General features: G+C 38.5%; 22 protein-coding genes. 12 read left to right on the top strand and 10 right to left on the bottom strand.

Annotated features, from left to right (window positions below):
- The first annotated feature begins 7 nt into the window (after positions 1-7).
- Positions 8-2,566, top strand: coding sequence for a fimbria/pilus outer membrane usher protein (locus M1E86_RS14880; protein ID WP_426099146.1), 2,559 nt, complete (start codon positions 8-10; stop codon positions 2,564-2,566).
- 189 nt (positions 2,567-2,755) lie between these two features.
- Here M1E86_RS14880 and purT read toward each other — a convergent pair whose 3' ends face one another.
- The 3 genes from purT to M1E86_RS14895 form a co-directional block, all read right to left on the bottom strand.
- Positions 2,756-3,934, bottom strand: a complete 1,179-nt coding sequence (purT, locus tag M1E86_RS14885) for a formate-dependent phosphoribosylglycinamide formyltransferase (RefSeq protein WP_213914287.1) — start codon at positions 3,932-3,934, stop codon at positions 2,756-2,758.
- Between the two features lie 123 nt (positions 3,935-4,057).
- On the bottom strand, positions 4,058-4,984 hold the full coding sequence (rarD, locus tag M1E86_RS14890) for an EamA family transporter RarD (RefSeq protein ID WP_125894004.1): 927 nt from the start codon (positions 4,982-4,984) through the stop codon (positions 4,058-4,060).
- 151 nt (positions 4,985-5,135) lie between these two features.
- Positions 5,136-6,131, bottom strand: coding sequence for a LacI family DNA-binding transcriptional regulator (locus tag M1E86_RS14895; protein WP_125894002.1), 996 nt, complete (start codon positions 6,129-6,131; stop codon positions 5,136-5,138).
- A gap of 471 nt (positions 6,132-6,602) precedes the next feature.
- Between M1E86_RS14895 and M1E86_RS14900 the strand changes: the two genes are divergently transcribed.
- Positions 6,603-7,232, top strand: coding sequence for a response regulator transcription factor (locus tag M1E86_RS14900; RefSeq protein ID WP_125894000.1), 630 nt, complete (start codon positions 6,603-6,605; stop codon positions 7,230-7,232).
- Positions 7,233-7,839: 607 nt separating this feature from the next.
- On the opposite strand, the gene M1E86_RS14905 is transcribed toward M1E86_RS14900, so the two are convergent.
- The 3 genes from M1E86_RS14905 to M1E86_RS14915 form a co-directional block, all read right to left on the bottom strand.
- A complete protein-coding gene (locus tag M1E86_RS14905) occupies positions 7,840-8,481 on the bottom strand; it encodes a helix-turn-helix domain-containing protein (RefSeq protein WP_213914288.1) in 642 nt (213 codons plus the stop codon).
- A 213-nt stretch (positions 8,482-8,694) separates the two neighbouring features.
- Positions 8,695-10,029, bottom strand: a complete 1,335-nt coding sequence (gene rimO / locus M1E86_RS14910; RefSeq protein WP_213914289.1) for a 30S ribosomal protein S12 methylthiotransferase RimO — start codon at positions 10,027-10,029, stop codon at positions 8,695-8,697.
- 192 nt (positions 10,030-10,221) lie between these two features.
- Positions 10,222-11,151, bottom strand: coding sequence for a haloacid dehalogenase-like hydrolase (locus tag M1E86_RS14915; protein WP_125893994.1), 930 nt, complete (start codon positions 11,149-11,151; stop codon positions 10,222-10,224).
- A gap of 282 nt (positions 11,152-11,433) precedes the next feature.
- On the opposite strand from M1E86_RS14915, the gene M1E86_RS14920 reads away from it, so the two are divergent.
- From M1E86_RS14920 to efeB, 5 genes are all read left to right on the top strand, one after another.
- Positions 11,434-11,991, top strand: coding sequence for an iron transporter (locus tag M1E86_RS14920; protein ID WP_004913787.1), 558 nt, complete (start codon positions 11,434-11,436; stop codon positions 11,989-11,991).
- Between the two features lie 93 nt (positions 11,992-12,084).
- Positions 12,085-12,420: a cupredoxin domain-containing protein gene (locus M1E86_RS14925; protein WP_125893992.1), complete on the top strand. Its 336-nt coding sequence runs from the start codon at positions 12,085-12,087 to the stop codon at positions 12,418-12,420.
- A gap of 11 nt (positions 12,421-12,431) precedes the next feature.
- Entirely contained in the window at positions 12,432-13,265 is an 834-nt protein-coding gene (locus M1E86_RS14930) for an FTR1 family iron permease (RefSeq protein ID WP_213914290.1), read from the top strand.
- On the top strand, positions 13,258-14,160 hold the full coding sequence (locus M1E86_RS14935; RefSeq protein ID WP_213914291.1) for an imelysin family protein: 903 nt from the start codon (positions 13,258-13,260) through the stop codon (positions 14,158-14,160). The genes M1E86_RS14930 and M1E86_RS14935 overlap by 8 nt, the downstream gene beginning before the upstream one ends.
- A gap of 11 nt (positions 14,161-14,171) precedes the next feature.
- Positions 14,172-15,446, top strand: coding sequence for an iron uptake transporter deferrochelatase/peroxidase subunit (gene efeB, locus M1E86_RS14940; RefSeq protein WP_213914292.1), 1,275 nt, complete (start codon positions 14,172-14,174; stop codon positions 15,444-15,446).
- Between the two features lie 339 nt (positions 15,447-15,785).
- Here efeB and M1E86_RS14945 read toward each other — a convergent pair whose 3' ends face one another.
- Together M1E86_RS14945 and M1E86_RS14950 are read right to left on the bottom strand one after the other, a co-directional pair.
- Positions 15,786-16,682: a hypothetical protein gene (locus M1E86_RS14945; RefSeq protein ID WP_125893985.1), complete on the bottom strand. Its 897-nt coding sequence runs from the start codon at positions 16,680-16,682 to the stop codon at positions 15,786-15,788.
- 166 nt (positions 16,683-16,848) lie between these two features.
- Positions 16,849-17,775, bottom strand: coding sequence for a LysR family transcriptional regulator (locus M1E86_RS14950; RefSeq protein ID WP_125893983.1), 927 nt, complete (start codon positions 17,773-17,775; stop codon positions 16,849-16,851).
- A gap of 144 nt (positions 17,776-17,919) precedes the next feature.
- On the opposite strand from M1E86_RS14950, the gene M1E86_RS14955 reads away from it, so the two are divergent.
- Together M1E86_RS14955 and M1E86_RS14960 are read left to right on the top strand one after the other, a co-directional pair.
- Positions 17,920-19,695 (top strand): adenine deaminase, encoded by a 1,776-nt coding sequence (locus tag M1E86_RS14955; protein WP_213914293.1) that lies wholly within the window; start codon positions 17,920-17,922, stop codon positions 19,693-19,695.
- Positions 19,696-19,736: 41 nt separating this feature from the next.
- The gene (locus M1E86_RS14960; RefSeq protein WP_213914294.1) at positions 19,737-21,080 is read left to right on the top strand and encodes an NCS2 family permease; all 1,344 of its coding nucleotides are present in this window, start codon (positions 19,737-19,739) and stop codon (positions 21,078-21,080) included.
- A gap of 58 nt (positions 21,081-21,138) precedes the next feature.
- On the opposite strand, the gene M1E86_RS14965 is transcribed toward M1E86_RS14960, so the two are convergent.
- Positions 21,139-21,543: a Rid family hydrolase gene (locus M1E86_RS14965; RefSeq protein ID WP_213914295.1), complete on the bottom strand. Its 405-nt coding sequence runs from the start codon at positions 21,541-21,543 to the stop codon at positions 21,139-21,141.
- 127 nt (positions 21,544-21,670) lie between these two features.
- Entirely contained in the window at positions 21,671-22,435 is a 765-nt protein-coding gene (locus M1E86_RS14970; protein ID WP_213914296.1) for an aminoglycoside adenylyltransferase domain-containing protein, read from the bottom strand.
- Between the two features lie 674 nt (positions 22,436-23,109).
- On the opposite strand from M1E86_RS14970, the gene gltS reads away from it, so the two are divergent.
- The 3 genes from gltS (at position 23,110) to M1E86_RS14985 (ending at position 26,733) form a co-directional block, all read left to right on the top strand.
- Positions 23,110-24,315, top strand: coding sequence for a sodium/glutamate symporter (gene gltS / locus M1E86_RS14975; protein WP_213914297.1), 1,206 nt, complete (start codon positions 23,110-23,112; stop codon positions 24,313-24,315).
- Positions 24,316-24,526: 211 nt separating this feature from the next.
- Positions 24,527-25,399 (top strand): LysR family transcriptional regulator, encoded by an 873-nt coding sequence (locus M1E86_RS14980; RefSeq protein WP_125893971.1) that lies wholly within the window; start codon positions 24,527-24,529, stop codon positions 25,397-25,399.
- Between the two features lie 92 nt (positions 25,400-25,491).
- Positions 25,492-26,733: a D-amino acid dehydrogenase gene (locus tag M1E86_RS14985; protein ID WP_213914298.1), complete on the top strand. Its 1,242-nt coding sequence runs from the start codon at positions 25,492-25,494 to the stop codon at positions 26,731-26,733.

The following is a 26,733-nucleotide window of genomic DNA, read 5'->3' on the forward strand; positions in this document are numbered from 1 at the left end:
GAAAGGGATGAAATTAAACATAATTGCATTAGAGGTTTTTCTTTGCTGCTATGCAATGGCGCCCTCTTTCTCGCCTGCCGAATCATATTTTGACCCAGGCTTATTAATGCATGGGAGCGGGATTGATGTTTCTCAGCTCGATTTAAATGACTTTGCCAATAGCAATACTCTAACGCCGGGTAAATACGATGTCATGGTGAATGTCAATTTGATCCCTTCTGGGGAATTCAATATTGCCTTTGATAAACAGCCCGATGGCCAAATTATCCCTGTATTTACCGTGGGTGAGCTGAAAAAACTGGGGGTGAATACCTCTGCATTACCTAAATTAAGAGATCTTGGCGAAGAGGTTAAGATTGCAAAACTGTCGGACTATATTGCCGATGCGACTATCACGTTTGATGCTCAAACATTAACCGTGAATTTATCCGTGCCACAAATTGCGATGGTGCCTAATTTCGCAGGCTATATTCCCCCTGAATTGCGTGATGACGGTGTGACTGCGTTAGTCATGGACTATGTCTTGAACTACAGTAATAACCGTCAGTTAGCTCAACATAACCAAAAATCCAGTACCAATGATTCCCTATTTGCTAACTTAAATGCAGGGATCAACGTGGGGGCATGGCGCCTGAGAACCAGCTACCTGTACAACTACAGTAAAAGCAGTGGGGACTCAAGCAACAGTGATTCCAACTTCACCAACACGTATGTTTATCGCACCATTAATGCGATTAAATCTACCTTTCGCGCTGGTGAGATTTCAACAGGGGGCAATATCTTTGACTCCATTCCCATGAAAGGGGCAACGCTGAAATCTAACCCACAACTCGACCCTAGCAGCATGCAAGGGTTTGCTCCTGTGGTTGAAGGTTTTGCTAACACCAATGCCACCGTCACCGTGCGCCAAAACGGTAGCGTGGTTTACCAAACCTTCGTCGCACCAGGCCGTTTTATTATTCGTGATATCCCAGCCAGCGGGTTGGCGGGGGACATGGAAGTGACCGTGGAAGAAGAAGATGGCAAACAAACTGTCTTCACCCAAGCCTACTCTTCACTGCCGATGATGGAGCGCCAAGGTTCGTACAACTACGAGGTTTCTGCAGGACGCTACAATGGTGGAATAACGGTGGACTCTGAGCGTAAAACCTTTGCACTCGGTTCATTTAGTGTTGGTCTGCCTCATAATATCACCACCTATGGTGGGTTACTGGTCTCTAACGGCTATAACTCAGTGGTGGGCGGTATTGGCTTGTCTCTGGGCGTGCTTGGGGCGCTGTCCACGGACATTACGCATTCCGATGCCAAATTCTCAGGGAAAAACCTAAAAGGGCAGTCTTACCGTATTCGTTATTCGAAAAGCTTGCTTTCTACGGGAACCTCCTTTGACTTGACGGCGCTGCGTTATACCACCGAGAACTTCTATTCTTTCTCGGATTACAACAACGCGGGTTATGAGTTGAAAGATGGCTTGGCGCCTTGGACGGGCTCACGTCAACGTTACAGTTTCCAGACATCCATCAGCCAATCCTTTGATTCGTATGGCTCCTTATCACTGAGAGCCTCGAAAAATACCTATTGGGGAGGGCAGAGCTCTAATACCTCCGTTGGATTGTCCTATAACAACAACTTCCGAGGTGTTTCTTATAGCTTGGCCTACATGGTTGACCGCGTGAAAAGCTACAACAACAGCTGGCCAGAAAACCGGGTGGTGTCGTTCGATGTGTCGGTACCGTTGAGCCTGTTAACCAACAGTGAAATGGCGCAAACCATGAGTGCCCGTTACGGAATAAGCGTAGATAACCACGGTGATACACGCCACCAAGCAGGTTTAACTGGCAGTGCGATGAGTAACCGCTTCAGCTACGGCTTGTATCAAAACTATGACAGCCGAAATAGCAACTACGGAGGCAGTGTTAACGGGACATATTCCGGTAATAACGCCACGTTATCTGCGGGTTACAGCTACTCCGATACGAATCGCGCTATGAATGGAACACTCAGTGGCGGGTTAGTTGCGCATTCTGATGGCGTGACATTAGCCCCGAACGTTGGGGACACCATTGCTATCATTACCGCGGATGGCGCAAAAGGTGCCGCATTAACCATGGGCGCACAATTTGACCGCTTTGGTAATGCCGTGATCCCTCAGTTAGCCAGCAACACGGCTAACCAAATCGCGGTTAACGTTAATACATTACCGGATGATACGACATTTAAAGATACGTCCATGATGGTGTACCCAACAGAAGGTGCGGTGATTAAACGTCACTTCAGGACCAAAGTGGGTTATCAAGCGATGATTAACTTGTCGAATACGGGAAAAATGCCTCCGTTTGGCGCAATAGCCACATTAATTGCAGAAGACAGTGACGATAGCGATATCAACACCGGTATTGTCGGCTCAAATGGGCAGCTATACATGAGTGGATTACCGGATTCAGGGCGTATTCGCATTCAATGGGGAGGCAAAGCAGGCCAATGTACAGTGAATTATTCGGCATTAGAAAAAATAGCCGTCACTGCGGACTCTCCAGTGAGAACATTAAATACACAGTGCCAATAATAAGCATTACGGGATGATTCGGTCCCGTTTAATAAATGAAAACATGTTAAGTGGTCACTTTAAAATAATCGAAGCAAGCAGCTATTACGACAGTATTGATGGGGCATTTTAAGTAGAGTAAATCATCGTTATTATCTTAATAGACAAGCGCTCACTCAATTAAAGTGAATGAGCAAAACCTTATCAAAATCAACCAGAAACGCACACTGTATTAGCGGTTTTTTTAGCCATATCTAATGCACTTTCAATAGAATCAGCAATCGCCAAAGCAACACCTAGTCGGCGAGTTCCTGCTATTTCCGGTTTACCAAATAACCGTAATTGAGTATCTGACCCTAATGCTGTACCTATATTGGAAAAAACGACATTTTGACTATGTAAATTGGGTAAAATAACAACTGAAGCGCTCGGCCCATATTGGCGAATTATACCTATTGGGAAACCAAGAAATGCACGAACATGTAAGGCAAATTCAGATAAACTCTGTGAAATAAGAGTCACCATCCCCGTATCATGTGGGCGAGGTGAAACTTCATTAAAAATGATATCGTCACCACACACGAATAATTCAACACCAAATATTCCATATCCCCCCAAAGAGGTAACAATTTTCTCAGCAACGTCCTGCGCTTTTTTCAATGCAACCTCACTCATGTACTGTGGCTGCCAAGACTCACGATAATCTCCTTTTTCTTGTCGATGCCCCACTGGTGCACAAAAGTGAATACCATCTACCGCATTGACCGTTAACAATGTGATTTCAAAGTCAAAATTGACCATTTTTTCAACAATAACACGTCCCTGCCCTGCTCGCCCACCTTGTTGTGAGTAATCCCAAGCCTGATCTAATTCATCTTGAGAACGGATCACACTTTGCCCCTTACCTGATGAACTCATTACGGGCTTAACAATACAAGGAAAACCAATTTTCGTTGCCGCGGTGACAAAATCAGGTTTACTATCCACAAATTGGTATTCTGATGTTGGTAGCTTCAGCTCTTCTGCGGCTAATCGGCGGATCCCCTCTCTATCCATAGTCAGAACAATGGCTTTCGCAGACGGGACCACTTTTTGCCCTTGCTGTTCAAGTTCCATTAATACCTGTGTCTCAATCGCTTCAATTTCAGGTACAATAATATCGGGTTTTTCAATTGAAATGACTTGCTTCAGCGCTTCGCCATCAAGCATGTTTATCGTATAACTACGGTGCGCAATATGCATTGCAGGTGCATTATCATAGCGATCAACTGCAATAACTTCGATGCCCAACCGTTGACACTCAATCGCCACTTCCTTGCCTAACTCCCCAGCACCTAACAACATCACTTTTGTTGCTGATTTACACAGTGCAGTACCTAATTGATTCATAATTGATGCCCCTACCGACAAAAAGTTAATGCCAATTATATACGCAATCGTTTGCTTTTACTATCAAGGATAAAAGGCCACAAAACAACAAACTCATAAGTACTTGATAATAATATCAATAAATTAATCTAGTGGTGTTTTATCACGCCCTGTAATAAAGGGTTCTTTATGTGAAAATTTAATATATTGTTTGCGTAAAATAGCGAACACACAAAACATTAAACCAATCCAGATAAGTGAAAAACTGATGCCTTTAACCCAATCAAATAGCTCATTAAATAAAAATACGGCTAATAAAAATTGAATTGTTGGTTCTATATATTGTGCCAATCCGATCACCGTTAATGATGTTCTTTTAATTGCAGCTGTAAAAAAGAGCAACGGAATTATCGTAACAGGAGCGGCCAACATATAAAGAATTTTGATTTGCCAATCGCCTTGTGCTACTTCACTTAAACCATTAGATACTAACCACCACGTGATCGCTATTGCGATAGGAAGTAGCCAAAGTGCCTCTAGAAATAAAGACGTAATCACATCAAATCGAATAAATTTACGAATTAACCCATATATCGCAAATGCACTCCCCATAACTAACGCTAAAATAGGTAACTCGCCATACTGCCAAATTTGGTAACCAACCCCCGCACAAATAAAAATAACAGCCATTTTTTCTGCGAGAACAAGCCGTTCGCGAAGAAACAAAACCCCCAGTAAAATAGAAAATAATGGATTAATAAAATACCCAAGGCTAGCGGCTAACACCTGCCCATGAGTTAATGCGTAGGTAAATGTTGTCCAAGATATCGCCATCACCGACGAACTAAATAAACAGAGGATTATCGACCGTTTATCAGACCATACCTGGCGCCACAAAGATTTGTTTTTAATAATTAAGCGAACAAAAAAAAGTATCGGTACAGACCAGATAAGACGTTGTGCAAGCAGCTCTAAAGGTTCAGCACCGGGAAGTAAACGATAAAATAATGGTGTTATTCCCCATAAGATATAGGAAAAAATAGCAAGAGCTACTCCCGAACGAAGCAACATAATTTATCCACAATACGATCTGATTAAATAATATTAGCTTCGTATCATACGCCAAAATGCAGAAAATAAAACTTCTTAGAAACAACGATTTATTGGTAACTCAAAAAATCAATTGAATAGCAGTTTATTAGGTTTAATTTTCTCAACAAAATTAAAAAGAATCACGTTCTAATAAATCGCAAGCAACATATTCAACACAATTTTGCTGCCGTTCCTCTATGATATGCAAAGCGGCTTGTTGGCCTAACTGATAGTGCGGCAACACAACTGTACTTAATGGTGGATAAAACAGTTCTCCAACACCTATCATATTATCATAGCCAAGTACTGCAATATCTTTAGGGATACGCAAACCATGACTAAGCAGTACTTGATAAGCTAAAAAAGCAATACGATCATTTCCACAAATAATGACATCAAAATCTGGTTTTTTATTATCAAAATGACTATTAATTAAAGCTATCACATCTAAATAGTGTTCATCACCTAACTCTAAATGGTATTGCTGAAGCGATGATAGCGGCAAATTAGCCTTTGTCCATGCAGACTCCACGGCTTCACGGCGCATTTTTCCAGCTAGAGTCTCTTGTGGAATATAAAGACAGAGAGGATTCCGATACCCTTTCTCTATTAAACGATTTACTGCATTAAATTGACCATTAAAATCATCTGGCACATAAGCTGGAAATTGCCCTTTTTTATCTATGCAATTAGCTAACACCAAACGATTATTATGTAATGCTTCAGGAATAGTCACTTCTCGAAGCCCCATTGTTGTATAAATAATACCATCTGGTCGCTGAGATAATAGTTGTCGGACAGCTCTTTCACTGTCTTCACTGGATGTAATATTAACAACAAAGCTACTCCAGCCAAATTGCCTCGCGGTTTGCTCTATGGATAGAATGATTTCCACAGAAAATGGGGTTGTTGCTGTATCCAGGGCCAAAACGCCAACTGTTGAAACCCGAGAACTTTTTCCTCTAATCTTTCGTGCAGAAAAATCAGGAATATAATTGAGTGACTCAATAGCTTGTTGGACCTGTTTCAAGGTTTCAGGTCTTAATAACTCAGGGTTATTAATTGCCCGTGATACTGTCATTAATGAAACATTTGCAAGTCGCGCTACGTCTTTTAAAGAAGCCATTAAGGATATCCACTCATCAAAACTGGGTGAAAATAAATTCTAACATGTTAGATATAAAAAGTACTTAATCTTCGTCAATTCACAAGTTAAGTACAACCACCTAAGAAAATAGCATAAAGTGCACATCTAAGACTTTTTATGACTAATGTTTTAAGATACTATTGATTAGCTTTAACAGTATTTCTGTCTATCACATTATGCTAAAAAACACATTTAATAAGTAAATTCACCTAAAATGTTACACATCATTAATCGAATATTACTCAATGACACAAACTTTAACTATTGTTTCTATTTTTATATTAAATTTAACTAGATGATGTTTTTAATATAAATTAATGTCGGTAATACATTATAAAAAAAACAACGATCAGTAGAAAATATTATTGTGAAATTTAAATTTCACTTTATTTATCTACGTATTTTATCAGATTGATATGAATATCAAATCAGTTTAACAGGAGTATGGTGATGAATAACACCATTCATGTAATTGTAGAAAGTGATAATGTCTTTAAGAATAAACTGAAATTAATGATGGAATCTTTTGGCTTTACCTTTAGATTTTATAATAATGAAGAAGTGTTTGTGAGTAATTATACTTACCCTAATGAAGATAATGTAAAAGAATGCATTTTATTATTCTTAAACAATGATGAAAATCGTATTAGGCGATTAACCAATATAAAGAATTCATTTGGTATTGTTCCCTTCATTGTGCTTGCCGAAGAGCCTTCAGTCAGTTTGTGTCGAGAGAGTTTCAAAGCTGGGAGTTTTGACTTTTTTCCCTTTCCTTTCAAGGAGGTTGAAATTTTAAACTCCATAAATAGTGCAACGGAATTGTTTTTAAGCTTGCATGAAAAGCATAAGAAATATACTCATCTCTCTGATAAGTTTAACCGTCTTTCAGTTAGGGAAAGAGAAATTATGGATATGATCTTAGAGGGCAATACAAGTAAAGAAACAGCTGAAAAGCTGTCTTTATCACCACGAACTGTAGAGGTTCATCGCTCCAACATTTATACAAAATTAGGTATTAAATCGCTACCACAACTTATTCAAGAATACGAATACATCAACACTTATCCTAAATATTTTTAATTCATATGATATGTTTACTTTTTTATAGCGTTATTATTTCTGATGGTTTTATTCTAAACCATCAGAAGTTAATTATATGAGGGATACGAAATATACTATATTTTAGATAAGTATAGATTAAAGTTCTGTCAGTTCTGAAATAAAATTTTATCTTCATATCTGATAAACAACAGCTTCACTCTATTATTGATAAAAAATCAAGTAACTTGATAATTCGAATAGGAATAATAACTGCTAATACTTACAAGATAAAATAATATTTTTTTGGGTTATTGAAATACGATTTAAGATAAAATGTTTTCTATCACACCATTTTTTAGTAAGACAATAACCTTTCTCGCTCCTATTCACCCATCATAAATCTAAAAAAAAAAAGCTAAAAACAACATACTGCTTTACCAAATCTCTGCATAATGAGCATCGTTTTCATTTTCTTTTCTCGATACATCAAGTAACGATATTAGCAGGTAGGTTATGCTTTATTTATCTATTGGCTATTTTTCAAAATGTTGCTATGTCTTGCGCGCTTCGCTATTTTTGCTTTATTGTTGCCCACAAAAATATGCGAAAGCGCTATTTTTTTATTTTTCAAAACACATGAGAGAAGCTATTTGTAGTCTTTAATATTAATTTCGTATTGCTTTAATTTGCGCCATAACGTTGTCCGTCCCATATTGAGGACTTTATGCATTTGCTGAATTTTACCTTTACAAGCTTGCGCAACTTCAATAATCAACGCTTTCTCAACTGAGTGAATATCCAAGTTAGCGAATCGTTGCTCTTGCTTATCGACCTTAAAATTCCCTTGTTCATAATAGTGAAATTTCAATTTTTCACTCACTTCTCTTGCTAAAGATTGCGTAAGCGCTAACAAAACATTGCAACAATTCTGAGTTGAAGATATAGCGACAACTAATACCGTCTCACCTGTGTGTGAATACACTGGCGCTAAATAATAAAAAATTCCATGTAGCTCAATTGGAGCTGCGTATAACCTAACTTGCGCTCCACAAGTTAAATTATCTGATAACAAGTTTGCTATTTCAAAATTACCGCTAAACTCATTACTAAGCCAAAGCGTTTTTCCATCAGCACTAATTAGGGAACTACAAATATTGTTATCATGTAATGAGGCCAATCCATCCTCAATGGTTGTATAAGCAAGCTTCACGATATTTTCGTAATCATATGAATTATAATTACTTTTTATTACAGGTGTTGTAGTTGGAAATGTTAAATGGGTTGACATAGTTATCCTTATTCTTCGATAAGAGTTATCTGATTATGTCAACTTACCATTTAATTTTTATATTCTAGATCAAGTTATTAATTGATAGATTTAAAACCATTGATCCACATCAATTTTACAATTAAAAGCAGTATATCAATGTGCTAAAAAACAAAATGGCTAACTTAATTTACCTAAGTTAGCCACCTAGACTTTTAGAACGCTTTCATCAAATTACGAAGTAACGATACTCCCCCACAGATCATATTCATCTGCATGCTCAACGAATACTTTCACTATGTCTCCTGCGCTAACTCCAAATTCACCATTAAGATAAACCATACCATCAATTTCTGGTGCATCAGCCATACTACGGCCAATCGCACCTTCATCATCAACCTCATCAATAATAACCAAAATTTCTTTACCAATTTTATCTTGTAATCGCTGTGTAGAAATTTGCTGTTGTAATTGCATAAAACGATGATAACGTTCTTCTTTAATCTCTTCAGGGACTTGATCAGCTAACTCATTCGCTTTCGCACCTTCGACAGGACTATACTTAAAGCAGCCCACTCGATCTAACTTAGCTTCTGACAAGAAATCTAATAGCATTTGAAAATCTTCTTCTGTCTCACCAGGAAACCCCACAATAAAGGTTGAACGCAAAGTGAGTTCAGGGCAAATTTCACGCCAACGTTTAATGCGCTCAAGTGTTCTTTCAACAGCACCAGGGCGTTTCATTAATTTTAAAATTTTGGGACTTGCATGCTGTAACGGAATATCTAAATAAGGTAAAACTTTGCCTTCTGCCATCAATGGAATGACATCATCAACATGTGGGTAAGGATAAACATAATGTAAACGCACCCATACCCCCATTGAAGCAAGTTGTTCACATAACCCCACCATGCTGGTTTTTACAGGTTGCCCATCCCAAAAACCTGTTTTATTTTTAACATCAACACCATATGCAGAAGTATCTTGCGAAATAACCAGTAGCTCTTTTACGCCTGAAGCGACCAAACGCTTAGCTTCATTTAACACATCACCGATTGGGCGGCTATCTAAGTCCCCTCGCATAGAAGGAATAATGCAAAAAGTACAACGATGATTACACCCTTCCGAAATTTTTAAATAAGCATAATGTTTCGGTGTCAGTTTTACCCCTTGTTCTGGGACTAAACTCAAGAAAGGGTCATGTTCTGGCTTTGGAACATAGTGGTGCACATGGTTAAGTACCTGCTCATAGCTATGTGGGCCGGTGATCTCCAATACTTTTGGATGCACTTCACGAATTTGGTTCTCTTTCGCACCAAGGCATCCTGTCACAATCACTTTACCGTTTTCATTCAGTGCTTCCCCTATCGCTTCTAACGATTCCTGCACTGCACTATCGATAAATCCACAGGTATTCACAATGACTAAATCAGCATTATCATAGCTTGGAACCACTTGATAACCATCTGTGCGTAATTCAGTTAAAATACGTTCTGAATCAACTAGGTTTTTTGGGCAGCCAAGAGAGACGAAACCAATTTTTGGTACCGGATTAGTATTTTGCGACATAGCTCACTTCTTTTATTGTGTTATAAATATTGTTTTAAAAAATGGGCGAAATTTTACCTGAAGAATAGCGGGAATTGTATAAATTTTTATCAAAAATAATCTGTATTTAGGGCTCAAATAGGAAATGGAAATCTTGCTGATATAGGCGATTTCTACAAAGCACTCTTGTAAAAATCACCTAAAAAATATCAATCAACGATTCACTGAACGAGCAATACGTGAATACGTGTGCCGAACGCCTCGGATCACAATACTATAGTTTAAAATATTCTCAGGTAATGCAATTCCGTTATATCCTGAATCACCAATGTGGTGTAAATCTGTCCCAGCCATTTTGCACATTAATGCAATTTGCCGAATAGTTTGCAGATCTGCACCTTCTTGAGAAGTGCCAATCGCCGTCATTGTCATCACACCTTGAGAGTGACAATAACCCACCATTTTTTGCACAAATTCTAACGAGATCCCAGGGACCGTTCCCGGTGCTGGGAGCAAAATGATATCTGCACCACTGTTAATAAAAGTACGAATATCATCTTCTGTGATGAGTTGCTCAGCCGAGGCATTCAAAACCCCCGCAGCGTGCATTTTTCCTGTGATAAGCACAATATCTTCACCCACAACAGCTTTAAGCTCTTTAAGACTCTGGTTAATTTCCTGATTAGTGACGCCATTTCCAGGGTTTCCCGTTAAAACAATGATATCTGCGCCCATTTCTTTTAATTTCAGGGCATTTTTTACTGTTGCTAATCGCCCTTCTGACATTTTCCACTGCGCATCTTGTGTCGGATTATTAAAGCCCTCAGGTACAGGCTCTAAATTAACACCGATTGCTCGTCCCGTTAAACGCTTAAGTGTGCGAATGATTTCCTCAGGTTCAACCCCTTCGGGCAGACCTTGCATAATCGGTTGATTAACATCAAAAACATTCAGCAACAGGATATCGGCACCTTGGCTTGCGGCTAATTCAGCATTCGTCACTGTCATTAATACGGGTTGAATTGTACCTATGGTTTCAGAAACCAAAATTCGCCCTTCACTTGCTTTAATTGATTCTAATAGGTTCTTTTTATTGAGTTTTGCAATTTCTGAAGCAGAGCAATCAAGATAACGTCGTTGCATGGCTATACCTTTATTTTCAACAAAATGAATGATGTGTTCTTTCGCAATAAAATTCACACCTTCAAAATATATCATGTAGACAATAATAAACTGCCTAATAGAACACATTATTACCAAGTTATTTTTTAAAGAATAATAACTTTTTATAACGCTTAGATTTTTATATAAAAACAACCCTTTTTAGCGGCGAGTCATTTACTTATCGTAAATTACCACTTGTTTTTTAGTAATAGTAATGATTATCATTACAGCTCTATATCACTTATGGTAAGGACGAAAATAATGAAACTCGCCTACAAAGCTGCTGTTTCAGGTCTCGCGTTGTTTTCAATCTCTGCATTAGCTCAAGAGTACCCTCTCGGTCACCCTGTGATCAAAAACGGAATGGAAATCCAAGGTGTTTATCTACAACCCATTACAATGGATACCGAAGAAGGCCATCATGCGATGTCTCACTTAGCGGCTGATAAAGCAGATGTCCACTTAGAAGCAGATATCCACGCGGTTGAAGATAACCCAAATGGCTTCGCAGAAGGTGATTGGATCCCTTACCTAACCATTGAATATTCGGTGACCAAACTCGGTGACAAACCACAAACTCAAACGGGCACATTTATGCCTATGGTAGCCAGTGATGGTCCTCATTATGGGGAGAACATAAAATTAGATGGCAATGGTAAATACCGTGTCACCTATAAAATTTATCCACCATCACACAATAAAGATGTCGCCTTTGGACGCCATATTGACAAAGAAACGGGTGTGGCACCTTGGTTCCAACCTTTCGAAGTCTCTTGGGACTTTGACTACGCAGGTGTTGGCCGTAAAGGTAGTTACTAATTTTAATCGAAATTAGCTAAGGGCTTAACCAAGGACATTTTCTTGCGTAAGCCCTTTTTTGTTTGTACTTATTAAAGGATAAACCAAGCCAAAATGAAAACATTACTGAGTTTTTTACTGGTTATCGTTTGTACAATAATTCCCCTATCTTCATTAGCGGCCGAAAAATACACTGTCGAATTAGAAATGAAAAATGGTGATCTCATCCCACGTGTTCTGGAAGTCCCCGCAAAAACGATTATCCGAATCAAAATTACCAATACAGGCACTGAGCCCGCAGAATTTGAAAGCATTCAGTTAAGAAAAGAAAAAGTTTTAGCACCTGGAGCAAGTTCAGTTGTTGTTATCGCCCCCCTAAAACCCGGTACCTATTCTTTTTTTGATGACTTCCACCTTTCTCACCCCAAAGGCGAGATCATTGCGAAATAAAAGGATTTAATATGGGACAAGTTCTATTTGTTGTTTGGCGTGAAAGCTTTGAGGCGCTACTTGTCATTGGCATTATTTATGCGTGGATTAAACGCCACCCTGACGCACAAAATGGTATGAAATACCTTTGGGCTGGCGTCGCTATCGGGGTTATTACCTCCATCTTACTCGCACTTCTGATTTATGGCGTATTCAATGTCCTTGATGATACGGGGCAATCACTGTTCATGATTTTTATGGAATTACTCGCCTGCGTTCTGATTGTCCAAATGGTGTATTGGATGAACAAACATGGCAGCTCAATGAAATCAGAAATTGAATCAGGAATTAGCCGTAATGCTGCTCATCATAACTGGTGGGGAGCCGCATTGATTATAGCCATTGCCATCGCCCGTGAAGGGAGTGAGATCGTCGTCTTTTTATCTAGCTTTATTATGTCACTCACTACATCTAATGCGTCGGCTTTCTTTATCGAGGTAGGTGGTGGGATTGCAATTGCAGGCCTTACACTTTATATCTTCTTATTAACAAATCGCTTAGTTTCGTGGTCTATCTTCTTTAAAGTTACAGGGGTTATTCTATTATTCCTCGCATTATCTCTGTTACTTAAAGGTGTAGAAGAAAGTGCAAACTTACTAATCGAATATGATTTTACTATCCCTGATTTTTTAATTTACCCCGCTTGGGATACAACTGTATTTCTTGATGATTCTGGTATCGCTGGCAATTTTATCTCTTCCTTCTTTGCTTATCGTTCACAACCTATTTGGCTCAGCGTCATTACCTTTGTCCTTTATTGGGCTATTGTGATCCCATTGTTTGCTCGGAGCAAACAAAATGTCTAGCTCACTGAGACGGAATATCAAATGGATATCTTTTAGCTTAATATTCAGTGTTTCGCTGCCTACTTTGGTTCAAAGTAAAGCACTGAGATCCCCTGTGCAAACAGGGGATAACATCATTATTGCTAAAGGGGATATACCTACTCCAGAAAAATATCAACATGCAATCCAAACCTATCTAATCTTTGCTAATACTGAGCTGGCAAAAATGGTCACACAGTTGGAATTATTGCAACAGAGTTTACAGCAAGGAAAGCTACAACAAGCTCAAACTGCGTATATTCAAGCTCACCAGCACTATGAAACCGTGCGCCCTATCATTATTTTATTTGGTAATACAGATAGGACAATTAATCCAAGAGCCGATTATTTTCTCGATAAAGAAACCGATTACCGATTTACAGGGTTTCATCTTGTTGAGTACCAATTATTTAAGCAAAAAAATGCAAAACTTGCTTTAGTCGCAAACCAAGAGCTATTACTCAAAGGGCGTGATTTATATAAACGAGTAGCAACCGAAACCATTGAAATACCAAAGCTCTTACAAGCCTCAGCTGATTTTATTGAAATGATCTTAGAAACGAAATTGGGTGGTAAAGAAAATATCTACAGTTTGTCTGATTTAACTGATATTGCCGCTAATTTAAAAGGATCACAAAAAATCATTGAGATTCTTAAGCCTTTTATCACGCCAGAGACACTTCAAAAGATACAGAAAAATGACCAACTGATTAACCAAATAATGCAGCCATATCAAGCTTCAGATACCACATATCAACCTTATAGCCAATTACAATTAAAAGACAAAATGGCGCTTTATTCATTACTCACTCAGCAAGCTGAAACCTTAGCGAAATTACGTGCTGAGCTCGATGTCGATGTTTACTATAAATATTAAGGCATATATTTATGCAAGCTAAACTAAGAAGTATATTGCAAACCAACGGAATGTCTCGGCGTAATGCCCTAAAAATGCTCGCAGTTAGTAGTGCCGTTTTGGCAGCCCCAACATTAAAAGCGCAAGGGAAAATCGCCAATTGCCAACTCTCCTATGACAAAACAATTAATTATATTGGGCTGCATCAAGCTGGTGTTTTAACGCCTGAACCCAAAAATGCCACCTTTGTCGCATTTAATATCACGGCGAATTCCGTGGAAGAATTACAGACTGTGTTTACTTTACTAACTCAACGTATTGCTTATTTAACCCAACCCCAAAAAGAGTCTTTAATCAATAATGATAAAATGCCTCCCGCAGAGTCAGGTATTCTTGGAACACAACAACAACCCGACTCACTGACCATCACCGTTGCTTTAGGAAATTCTCTTTTTGATAACCGGTTCGGCTTAAATAAAATTAAGCCTAAACATCTTAGTGAAATGACCAGTTTCCCTAACGATCGACTAGAACAAAAATGGTGTGGTGGTGATCTCCTTTTGCAAATATGTGCGAATAGCCAAGAAAGCGTTATTTATGCATTACGTGATATTCTACGGCATATTTCTCCTTACAGCTTTCCCCTCTGGAAAATCGACGGTTTCTTACCCGCACGAGACATTGATAACCACTCAACTCCTATCAACCTTTTTGGTTTTAAGGATGGGACAGGAAATGCGCCTGCCGATGACAATTCGTTAATGAACGAATTAATATGGATAACAAAAGGTAGCCAAGAACCATCTTGGTGCGACGGAGGGACATACCAAGCAGTACGCCTTATTCGCTTTAATTTAGAGTTTTGGGATAGAACACCATTAGAAGATCAAGAAAATGATTTTGGCCGACATAAAGACTCAGGAGCACCCATCGGCATGAAAAATGAGCATGATGATCCTGAGTTTGAAAAAGATCCTCATGGTGACCGTATTTTATTTGATTCCCATATGCGCCGTGCAGAGCCTCGTAACCCTGAACGTTATACCGCAAAACTAAGGCGAAGAAGTTATAGCTATTCACTGGGGTTAACCGAAACAGGAACTCTCGATATGGGCTTAGTTTTTGTCTCTTTTCAACAAAATTTAAAGACAGGCTTTATTGACACTCAAAAACGGCTCAATGGTGAGCCACTTGAACGTTATATTAAGCCTTTTGGTGGAGGGTACTATTTTGTATTACCTGGAGTCCAATCGGCACAAGACACACTTGCTGAAAAAATGTTTACAGCCTTAAAACAAACTAGCTAATTATATTTATAAAATGGAAGCTCTTATTGCATTTGCCGTAAGGGCTTTATTCGAAGCGATATCATTTCTTTTTAATTAAACACAGTATTATTTTTTACGTTCCTTCACATTCGCTTCAACTTCCTACTTCTAGTCCTCTGGTATTGGCGCAACTATTTGTTTAGCTTCCACCACTTTATTTACAGCACGATAAGCCTTATCGTATCCGGTAGCATTTAAAGTTTTAACACCACTACTTTCTGTATACTTAGTAGTCATATTCTTATATTGATTTCGGGAAAACGATTAATTAAGAATAATTTTCCAATTCAATGCAAATAAGCAAATACATCTATGCCATTACTCTCTTAACCAAATACCATTTTCTCTTACTACATTAATTTCTTGAATAAAATGATTATACTTTCTATTTTCTGCAACAGAATTTGATGCAGCGCTTCGAGCCTGCTCCTGAACTAATTCTGTGATAGCATGGTGGAATTCTTGGTTTAATTCTTTATGAATATTCACATCATCGGTATTTTTTAACTGTGTAACTAACTGAATTAATTTTTCGGCCTTTACCTGTACATCCTCATTATCAAAAGTAACTGTTGGGATTCCGTACATAAATACCACATTGATAGAATCTGTAGCTTCATGATTAGCAGGATCCGGCAATAAATTTTGTCCGTATTCATTATCTAAATAGACAATTAATTCATGTTTATCAAAACACTTGGATTTAATATTTCCATCTAACTTATCATCATAAAGTGTAATTGAATCAGGAAAGTTTTCGCCAATCGGATAGCTACACCTAAATATATTTCCATCAATAAGCGTTGCATTAGAGCTGTGAACCGGTAGCTCAAGCTCATGTCCATTAATCGTAATGGGGTAACTCGCAGGTTTAAACCTATCTTCTTTGCCATCAATGGCATAAACTTCAGACAATGTGTAATAAACAAAATTATTTGGGTTAATAATACCGCCAGAGTTATTTTCAAAAACAAAAAAATCTGTCACATGACCTTCATCACTTTTTAACTGGTGTAACCCACTAGAAAGTAAAACTACCCCTTTATCATCGGGTAAAACGTCATAATCTTTACCATCTAGCGTAAACGTAATAGTGTTTTCACTTGGATTACTATAATAAAACTTGCCTTTACCACTTAAAAGATCCATATCATCACAAGCAGAAAGCAACATAACTGCAAAGACAAAACAGCTATATTTTAGTATAGTATTCATAGTGTTATTCCAAAACTTTTTAAAATTAATTTATTAACTAAAAACACCAGAGCTATCCATGATGCTCTTTAACATATTATTGTCGGTATTAGAGACCATTATTCAGTTATTCGAATAAAATAACTTTACGATAAATGCGATAATAACCAAACCTAGTGGATATATCTCATACGTTATTTTCACGCAATACTTTTAGCAATACCTGAAAAACCTCATTCATTAATGGTGTCGTTTGCTGGCTATTGCGAATTAAAGCGACTGTGCGCGTTAACTCAGGTTGTTGTAATTGCAAAACTTTCAATTCAGGGTCACGTAAATGTACAGTATAAAGCTGAGGTAAAATAGCAATCGCTAATTTCGAACGAACTAAGCCATATAAGGTTTCAATATAATCTACTTGATAACGAATATTTAATTTTAGTCGGTGACTTTCCACCGTAGCAGCAACTAAACGTTGAATATTTCCTTTCGAAAATACGGCAATATCACGATTATTTAGCAATTTCCACGGTAAGTGAAACGCATTAACAGATACAGGGTCATCATGATGAATAACGGCAACAAAAGGGTCATCCTGCAATGGAAAGATATTTAAATTTTGAGGCACTGAGCTATCTAACACACCAATGCCAAAATCAATTTCATGATTGATAAGCTTTTCCACCAAAGCGTCATTCGTTTGGTCATAAAATTCAATATTAAGCCTCGGAAAATATTGAGTTAATAATTCAGGTACTGCTGGAAATAGCAAAGAACTTACGGAAGGAACTAACCCAATACGTAATGTACCATCCCCTCCCTCTACGATGATTTTCTGAATTTCACTAAATGCACGGTGAGAAACACTCAGAATTTGCTGCGCATATGGCAAAATTGCAGCGCCTAGCTCCGTTAATGTTACGGATGAAGCGGTGCGATTAATTAACTTTCCTCCAATAACCGTTTCTATTTGCCGCAAAGCACTACTCAAAGCAGGTTGGCTCACCGCTAGACGATTTGCTGTCTCGGTAAAATGACGCAGTTTTGCTAATGTTACAAAATACTGCAGTTGTTTGAGCGTGAGTGCTGGCAGTCTCTGCCAAGGTTCTATCATAATAATGTACTTTTATTTTTATTGGGTTAGCCAATATATCTGTTCATTATAACCATTTCTTATCGCATGATAAATTTTATCATCTTGGCAAACGTTTGCGTTACTCATAAAGTAACAGTCATAAACTGTAGCAATGGTAACTTTATGTGCATAACAAAACAAAATAGGCGTCATGTCATTCAATCCGCTAAAGGTGAAAAACCTTTTGACCTTTTACTTGCTAATGCCAATATTGTCGATATGGTCACAGGTGAAGTTCGCCTTGCAGATATCGGGATAACCGACAACCTAATTGCTAGCGTTCATCCTACAGGAACTCGTACTGATGCAAATGAAACCCATGATTTATCTGGCTATTTCATTTCACCCGGCTTAATAGACACTCACGTCCATTTAGAGAGCTCACACTTACCCCCTGCTCGTTATGCAGAAATAGTTCTAGCTCAAGGAACAACAGCTGTTTTTTGGGACCCCCATGAACTTGCCAATGTATTAGGTTTAGAAGGTGTACGTTATGCTATTGATTCTAGCCGAAATTTGCCGCTAGATGTTATGGTTGCAGCCCCTTCATCAGTGCCATCAACACCTGGCTTAGAAATGTCTGGTGCGGATTTTGCTGGGAATGAAATGTCAACCATGCTGAGTTGGCCGGAAGTCCGCGGTGTGGCTGAAGTTATGGATATGTTTGGTGTGCTCCATGGCAGTGATAGAATGGAAGAAATTTTAAATGCAGGAATTACATCAGGCAAACTTATAGAAGGCCATGCAAGAGGTTTAAAAGGGGCTGATCTCCAAGCTTATCTGGCGGCTGGCGTCACCTCTGATCATGAATTAACTTCGGCTGAAGATGCCCTTGAAAAGCTGCGTGCAGGTCTTACGTTAGAAATTCGAGGCTCACATCCTTATCTCCTTCCCGATATTGTTGCCGCATTAAAATCTTTACCTCATTTATCATCACAAATTACGGTATGCACAGATGATGTGCCGCCCGACATGTTGATTGAAAAAGGAGGAATTATTGCGTTGCTAAACCTTTTAATCGAGCATGGAATGCCGGCAACTGACGTACTGCGCTTTGCCACATTCAATGCGGCAATACGCCTACAACGCCATGACCTTGGCCTGATTGCAGCGGGGAGAAAAGCAAATTTAGTCATTTTCGATTCATTGGAAATATTAAGAGCACAAGCTGTGTATGTATCAGGACAAAAAATTGCAGAAAACAACCAACTTATTAATACGTTAAGTATCCCTGATAATATTTTACCACCACGCGATACCATGCGACTTTCGCCAATAACCCCAAATGATTGCACATTAAAAATTGATGAAATCAATAATGGTAGCGCGCGTTTACGTCACATTCGTGGAGCACGCTTTACCCAGTGGGGAGAAATTGACGTACAAATCAAAAATAGCGTGGTACAACTGCCGAATAATTTCAGTCTTATTCGAGTTCAGCACCGTCACGGCCGCCACGATGCTTTACCTCAAATAGCCTTACTTGAGGGTTGGGGGGAATTACGCGGAGCCATTGCAACTAGCTATTCGCACGATTCACATAACCTCGTTGTGCTTGGTCGTGATCCTGATGATATGGCCACTGCCGCTAATTTATTAATCGAAAGTGGTGGAGGTATGGCGTTAGTACAAAATGGCAAGGTTTTAGCTCATGTCGCTATGCCAATTGCCGGTATGTTATCTGATTTACCCGCAACTGAACTAGCCGCTCAATTTCGTCAATTACGTGAATTAAGTAGTCAAATCGCAGATTGGGAGCCGCCATATCGAGTCTTTAAAGCCATTGAAGGAACTTGTCTTGCATGCAATGCGGGACCGCATTTAACTGATTTAGGATTAACTGATGGAACAACGCGTCAAATCGTTAACGCAATCATCCATACTGTTAAGCACGCTTAGAAAACTATAAATATCAAAAATAATAATAGGAGAGCCAATTAATGGCTGACAATTCAATAGATAAGCCAACATCAGGGAGTTGGCTGGAAAGATGCTTTGCTTTACGTGAGCGTGGAAGTTCAGTGAAAACAGAGTGTTTAGCCGGAATTACTGGTTTTTTAGCCGCGGCTTACCTTCTTGTGGTGATCCCCGGTTTACTTGCCGCTGGAGGGATGGATAAAGGCGCAGCAACCACTGGAACGATTATTGTCTTCGTTATTGCCAGTTTATTAATGGCATTCTACGCAAACTTACCCTTTATTGTTGGCCCCGGTATCGGAGGCTCTGTTCTTGTCGGAATTACTCTCGCGGGTAGTGAAGGCATTGACTGGCAAATAGGGCTAGGCATTGCTTGTTGGTCAGGGATCTTATTTTTTCTATTAACTAAATTTGGCTTGCGTGAAGTCGTTACACGCTCTGTCCCTCAATCAATTAAACTCGGATTAACTGCATCAATTGGTCTTTTCGTTGCCGTTTTAGGCTTTCGAAATGCAGGATTAGTCCTCGCTAACCCAAAAACAAATGCATTAATGCTTGGTGATTTCCTTTCTCCTGGAGCGTTAGTCGCACTCGCAGGCTTTTTCATTGCCATTGCTCTACAAGCTCGCAAAATACCAGGCGGAATTTTATGGGCAATTTTATTTGCCACCCTTTTGGGTATTCCATTTGGCGTCACAAAATTACCTGAAAGTTTTATTGGTATTCCACATTCTGTTGCCCCTGTCTTAGGCCATGTTGATTTAATTGGCGCACTAAATATCGCGTTTCTCCCTTTCTTATTTGTCTTTTTTGCCGCTGAATTTTTTTCAACGATGGGAACAACATTAGCCGTTGGCGGAGAAGCCGGTTTATTAGATAAAGAAGGTAATATGCCAAATATTAACCGCCCTTTTATCGTTGATTCTATTGCTGCTGCATTAGGCCCGTGGGTAGGTATTCCTGCGGCAACTGCACTCATTGAGTCCTCCGCTGCCGCAGAAGCTGGGGGTAAAACAGGTATGACCGCCCTTGCTGCTGCCTTTATGTTTTTATTAATGCTGTTATTTACGCCTATCGCATTGATGATCCCAGCCCAAGCCACAGCTCCAGCTCTAATTTTAATTGGACTAAATATGTTCAGCGGTTTACGAAAAGTGGACTTAGGCAATTTTACTGATGGCTTACCAGTATTAATGATGGTGATGATTACGCTAATCGCTAATAGCTTTGGTACGGGTATCGCCGGTGGGTTGCTATTCTATATCTTAATTAAAGCCGTTGCTGGCAAGTGGAGAGAAATTCCAATTAGCTTGTGGATCCTTGCAGTACCTCTTGTTTATTATTTCTCAACATTAGTAAAACACTAATACCACGAGTGCCAGAAAAGCCGATTTTTCCACTGTCGGCTTTTCTATTCTAATAAATTTAGTTCAAAACTGCATGAGCTTCTATTTCTATTAACCATTCCGGTAAGGAAAGCCCTGAAACAATAACCCAAGAAGATGCAGGTGGCATATTTGGAAATTTTTCTTTTAATGCTCGCGCAATATCAGCTTGTTCCTCATGGCTATTAAAGCCCTCTTTAATATAAATACGTAGCATAGCCACATGAGATAAATCGCCACCGGCCTCATGCAATACATGTTCAATATTAATTAATGATTGCACGGTTTGTTCGTAAATTCCCCCAGCAACAGTTTCTTCCGCAGCATTCACACCAACCTGGCCTGATAGAAATAATTGTCGGGTTCCCGTTGTTTCTACGGCTTGGCTAAAGCCATACTGCAAAGAATTAAAGACAGATGCTGGATTTATCGATTTTTTAGTCATTTTTGTTCCATCGTGAATAAAACAGTAAGGCAGTATAAGACCTTTTCTTTTCAATTCATTAAAGATCAGGCAAACGTTATTTGATTGGTATTAAAAAAGCATCAAAAGACACACTGGCTATGTGCATCTAAGAATAAACACGAATACGCTCAGCTAAATAGTTCGCACACAAGGTGACTTCCACCTGTTGATTTTCCCAATCAACAGAAATACCAGTTAAATAGGCCTTTTTCGCTACCAGTAACACCGAGGCCAATTCCACTGGCATGAGTTCTATTGCCCAAATGGCAGCCTCATCCTTTGATATAAATAGTCCCGTTTCCATGGTGTACCACATGCGTGCTAATGTCAGTAAAACATTACGCTCATCACCTTTTAGAGATAACTCTAAATTAGGGAGTGAATCTAACATAGCTCGGCGAATATCATGCAGGCCAACAATAGGTAAGCCGTATATTTCCTTGTGCCATAAACTTACTGCTTCTTGTGACGCTTGGGCTAACATTAATGTGAATTCAGGGTCTTGAGTTTGTCCTTCAAATACCCCTTGCTCGTACTCTGTACGTAACCACTCTCCATAAATTAATTCACATTTTGCAGGATAAGAAAGCATGTTTAATTCACTTGTTAAGAATACAACAATTTCCAGTGGTCGCCGGCCTTTTAGATCAATCGGATATAAGCCCGAAATATCCATTAAATCTCGTACAAGTTGTTCACGGCAAAAATCAGTCACGGGGCTATCAATCACCACAAGTAAATCAATATCACTCATTGGCCGTAACCCACTAGAAACAGAGGAACCGTGTAGATAAACTGCAATTAATGAATCAGAAAAATGTTTTCGCAGAATAACCAATGCTTGTTCTGCTTGGGGGGGAGTCACCATCATATCGCTCCTATCATATTTAATGATACTAATACTATTATAAATAGTAATTAAAATAATAATTTTAATAAAAGCAATAACTAAATCACTGACTTATTTTTATGATATAAATAAATTGGTTAAAAACCAAGCTATAATATTTAAATAGAATTACACTATTATTTTAATGGATAATATTCGCATTCGTTTCACTGAGGTTAAAAGCAATTAATCGTTCAGATACTGAGCCCAAATGACATGTCCAAGACATCAATTTTCATTTGAATTATTAAATAAACTAAAAGCTCATTCTACATCATGTAGCATTACTCCTCTTCTTCTACAATTGCTAAGCGTCTTACATGCGACACATCACACTTCTCATCATTTATATTGAATACGGCTTTATAACCACGAGATAAAACCAGTGCAAATATTAATCACCACATAAATGATACCCAAATACACACAAAACAGAAAAAACCATAATTAACAACTAGTTAAATTAAAAACAAATAATTTACTACGGGATTTAATGACTCGACAAATGAAAAAATAAGAATGTCGCAGTTAACTAAAAGTTATAGATACCCAAACAAAACTCATTGTTAAACAAAAGTTACGCAAAGTAATTTAATTTATCGCTAATGTTAAATAACAACGGTGAAAGTTCTGGTAAACTAACTTGAGGTAAAATAATGATCCTAGATGCCAGCTACACTTTATTAGTCGCTTGTTTGGCGCTATTGATTGGTATGTTTGTTGTAAAATACACTCCTTTTCTACAAAAAAACCATATTCCTGAAGCCGTTGTTGGCGGTTTTATTGTTGCTATCATCCTATTAATTGTCGATAAAACAGCAGGATACTCATTTACTTTTGATGCTTCACTACAAAGCATTTTAATGATTACGTTCTTTTCATCAATTGGATTGAGCTCAGATTTTTCGCGTTTAATAAAAGGCGGTAAGCCACTTGTCTTATTAACTATTGCGGTGACTATCTTAATTACGATTCAAAATACCGTTGGTATGGGAATGGCAGTCATGCTTAACGAAAGTCCATTTATTGGTTTAATTGCAGGCTCAATCACACTTACGGGTGGTCACGGCAACGCAGGAGCTTGGGGACCAATACTGGCTGATAAGTATGGCGTGACTGGTGCTGTTGAATTAGCTATGGCATGTGCAACCCTAGGTTTAGTATTAGGTGGGTTAATTGGCGGCCCTGTTGCTCGTCATTTATTAAAAAAAGTTTCAATCCCTAAAAGCACTGAACTCGAAAAAGAAACAATCGTCGAAGCTTTCGAACAACCAAGTGTTAAACGAAAAATTAATGCCAATAATGTTATTGAAACCATCTCAATGCTGATTATCTGTATTGTTGTCGGTGGCTATATTAGTGAGTTTTTTAAAGATACTGTCATGCAATTACCAACCTTTGTTTGGTGCTTATTTGTCGGTATTATTATTCGTAACGTCTTAACCCATGTATTTAAGCATGAAGTTTTTGAACCAACTGTTGATGTTTTAGGTAGCGTTGCCTTGTCATTATTCTTAGCAATGGCGCTAATGTCCTTAAAATTCGGTCAACTAGCCAGTATGGCAGGCCCTGTTCTAATTATTATTGCCGTACAAACCGTGGTTATGGTTCTATTTGCAACGTTTATTACCTTTAGAATGATGGGCAAAGATTATGATGCAGTTGTTATTAGTGCTGGGCACTGTGGGTTTGGAATGGGAGCAACACCAACCGCAATAGCAAATATGCAAACAGTCACTAAAGCATTTAGTCCTTCTCATAAAGCCTTCTTAGTGGTACCAATGGTCGGTGCATTTATTGTCGATATTTCAAATAGTATCTTAATTAAAATCTTTCTCGAAATTGGTACGTACTTTACCTAGCGCACAATCATAAAGGCCAGGCTATAACCTATGTATATAGCCTGGCCTTCGCTTTTTTATCTCTTTTTAATTTATACCGCCAAATTTCCTTCACCATTTTCAGTACAAAATGAAGAGTTGTTCAGATTAATTTGTATTAATTCGGTAGAATATGCGAATTAATACCAACAGTCGGTTTCTGTGAGTAAAGGCAAATAATAGGTTTCTGAAAATGAAATTAAGGCATCTCGATATTTTTTATGCGGTCATGACCTGTGGTTCTTTAACCCGTGCAGCGGAGGTTTTACATATATCACAACCTGCGGCAAGTAAGGCCTTAAAACATGCAGAGCAACAACTTGGCTTAGTCTTATTCCAGAGAATAAGAGGAAAATTAATTCCGACTGCTGAGGCAAACCTACTATTTGAGGAAGCCAAAGAAGTTTATCATAATTTAGATAGGCTCAGAATTTTAGCACAAAATTTATCACGTGACCCACAAGGTAAATTAGCCATTGGCTGCTTACCTAGCTTAGGGCTGAACTTAGTACCTGAAGTAACCGCACAATTTATAAAAAAACATCCCAATATCAAACTCACGATCGGTACACATCATACAACGGATATTCTACAACTATTAACTCAACAAGATCTCGATATTGGTATTGGCTTTAATCTTGAAATTGAAGGGGGGATTACTGTTCTACCCATTGCGGATATCCCATTGGTTTATGTGGATAGCAAATTACCACTACACTCCCCTGTGTCCCTCACTGATATCGACCAAGAGCGTTGGATCCACCCTGGGTCTGATTCCTTATCTCAGCTATTACAAAAACGTCATGAGTTTGCAGAGTCAAATATTAGTGTGCACACCTACCATATGGCAGCAGAATTTGTCCAAGCTGGATTAGGCTGCAGTATTACCGATATTTTTTCAGCCGAGCACACATTACCTGAATCGATGATTTATCCATTACAGGAAGGTTTACACCTTGCCGTATCTGTTTTTCATCGAGCTGATAAGCCATTAACCAAAGCCGCACAGAATTATGTTAACACCTTGGCATCCACACTCGAAAAAAGAAATAAAGTAGTTAACTAAAAGTTATACTCTGGTAATGAAAACTCAATTGTTTAGTTAGCTTATTCACCGTTAAATAATAACATCTTGGTTTTTATAGGTTACGGATTATTATGACTAAACATGTGGTGGTTATTGGCGCAGGTGTTATTGGTTTAAGCACCGCCTATGCATTAATTAAAGCAGGCCAAACCGTAACATTAGTTGAATCAGATACCGATGTCGGTATGCAAACCAGTTTTGCTAACGGTGGGCAGCTCAGCTATCGCTATGTATCTCCCCTTGCTGATGCAGGTGTTCCTTTACAAGGCTTACGCTGGATGGGAAAAAGTGACTCACCTTTAAATTTAAAAATAATGCCTTCATTACAACAATGGTCTTGGCTAGCGCAATTCACATTAGCTTGTAACCGTAAAACCAATAAAGTTAATGGTGCCCATCTTTTACGTTTATCACTCCTGAGCCAAGAAATAATGAATAAATGGCGTAGCAATGGTGATATCGCTGATTTTGCTTGGGAGAAATCAGGGAAATTAATTATCCACCGTGATAATAAAAGTTTCCAAAAAGCCAGTGAAACGGTTAATAAACAATTTCAAAAAGTATTAACGCCCGCTGAAATTGTTGAACTAGAGCCTTCTTTAAAAAATATACAGTCTCAGCTAGTAGGTGCAATATATGCCCCTGATGATGAGAGCGCTGATTGTTATTTATTCTGTAAAAATCTACTGCAATATTTACTCACACAACCTAAATTTAAACTTTGTTTGCAGCACAGTGTTAAATCTTTCATTACACAAAATAACGAAATCACTGGAATAGCGACTCACCAGGGAACGATCCAAGCTGACGATTTTATTGTTTGTGCAGGAAATGGCAGCCGCGAATTATTAAAACCACTGAATATTAATGCTCCTATTTTAGGGTTAAAAGGGTATAGCCTCAGTGTTGAATACCCACAAACTGAGCATATTGTTCCGAAAATTAACGTTACCGATTACGCCAATAAAATTGTCTATGCCAAACTAAATGACCAACTACGCATTGCTGCAATGGTTGATATTGGCTATGACAATCAAGGTTTACGTGAAAATAGAATACAAGCACTCAAAAATATTATAAAAAATACCTTCCCTGAATTACCCCAAATTAACGATGCTGAAAGTTGGTGTGGCTTACGCCCCTCAACACCAAAAGGCCCTCCTCTATTAGGAAAAACTGCCTATAAAAATTTATGGCTTAATATTGGACACGGTAGTTTAGGGTTTACTCTTGCCGCAGGCAGCGCGGAAATATTAACCCAGCTGATAACAAAACAAACATCCCCCATTTCTTTAACTGGATTAACGAGGTAA

Source organism: Providencia sp. PROV200 (genome assembly GCF_049901995.1).
In the GTDB taxonomy this organism is placed as follows: Bacteria; Pseudomonadota; Gammaproteobacteria; order Enterobacterales; family Enterobacteriaceae; genus Providencia; species Providencia rettgeri_E.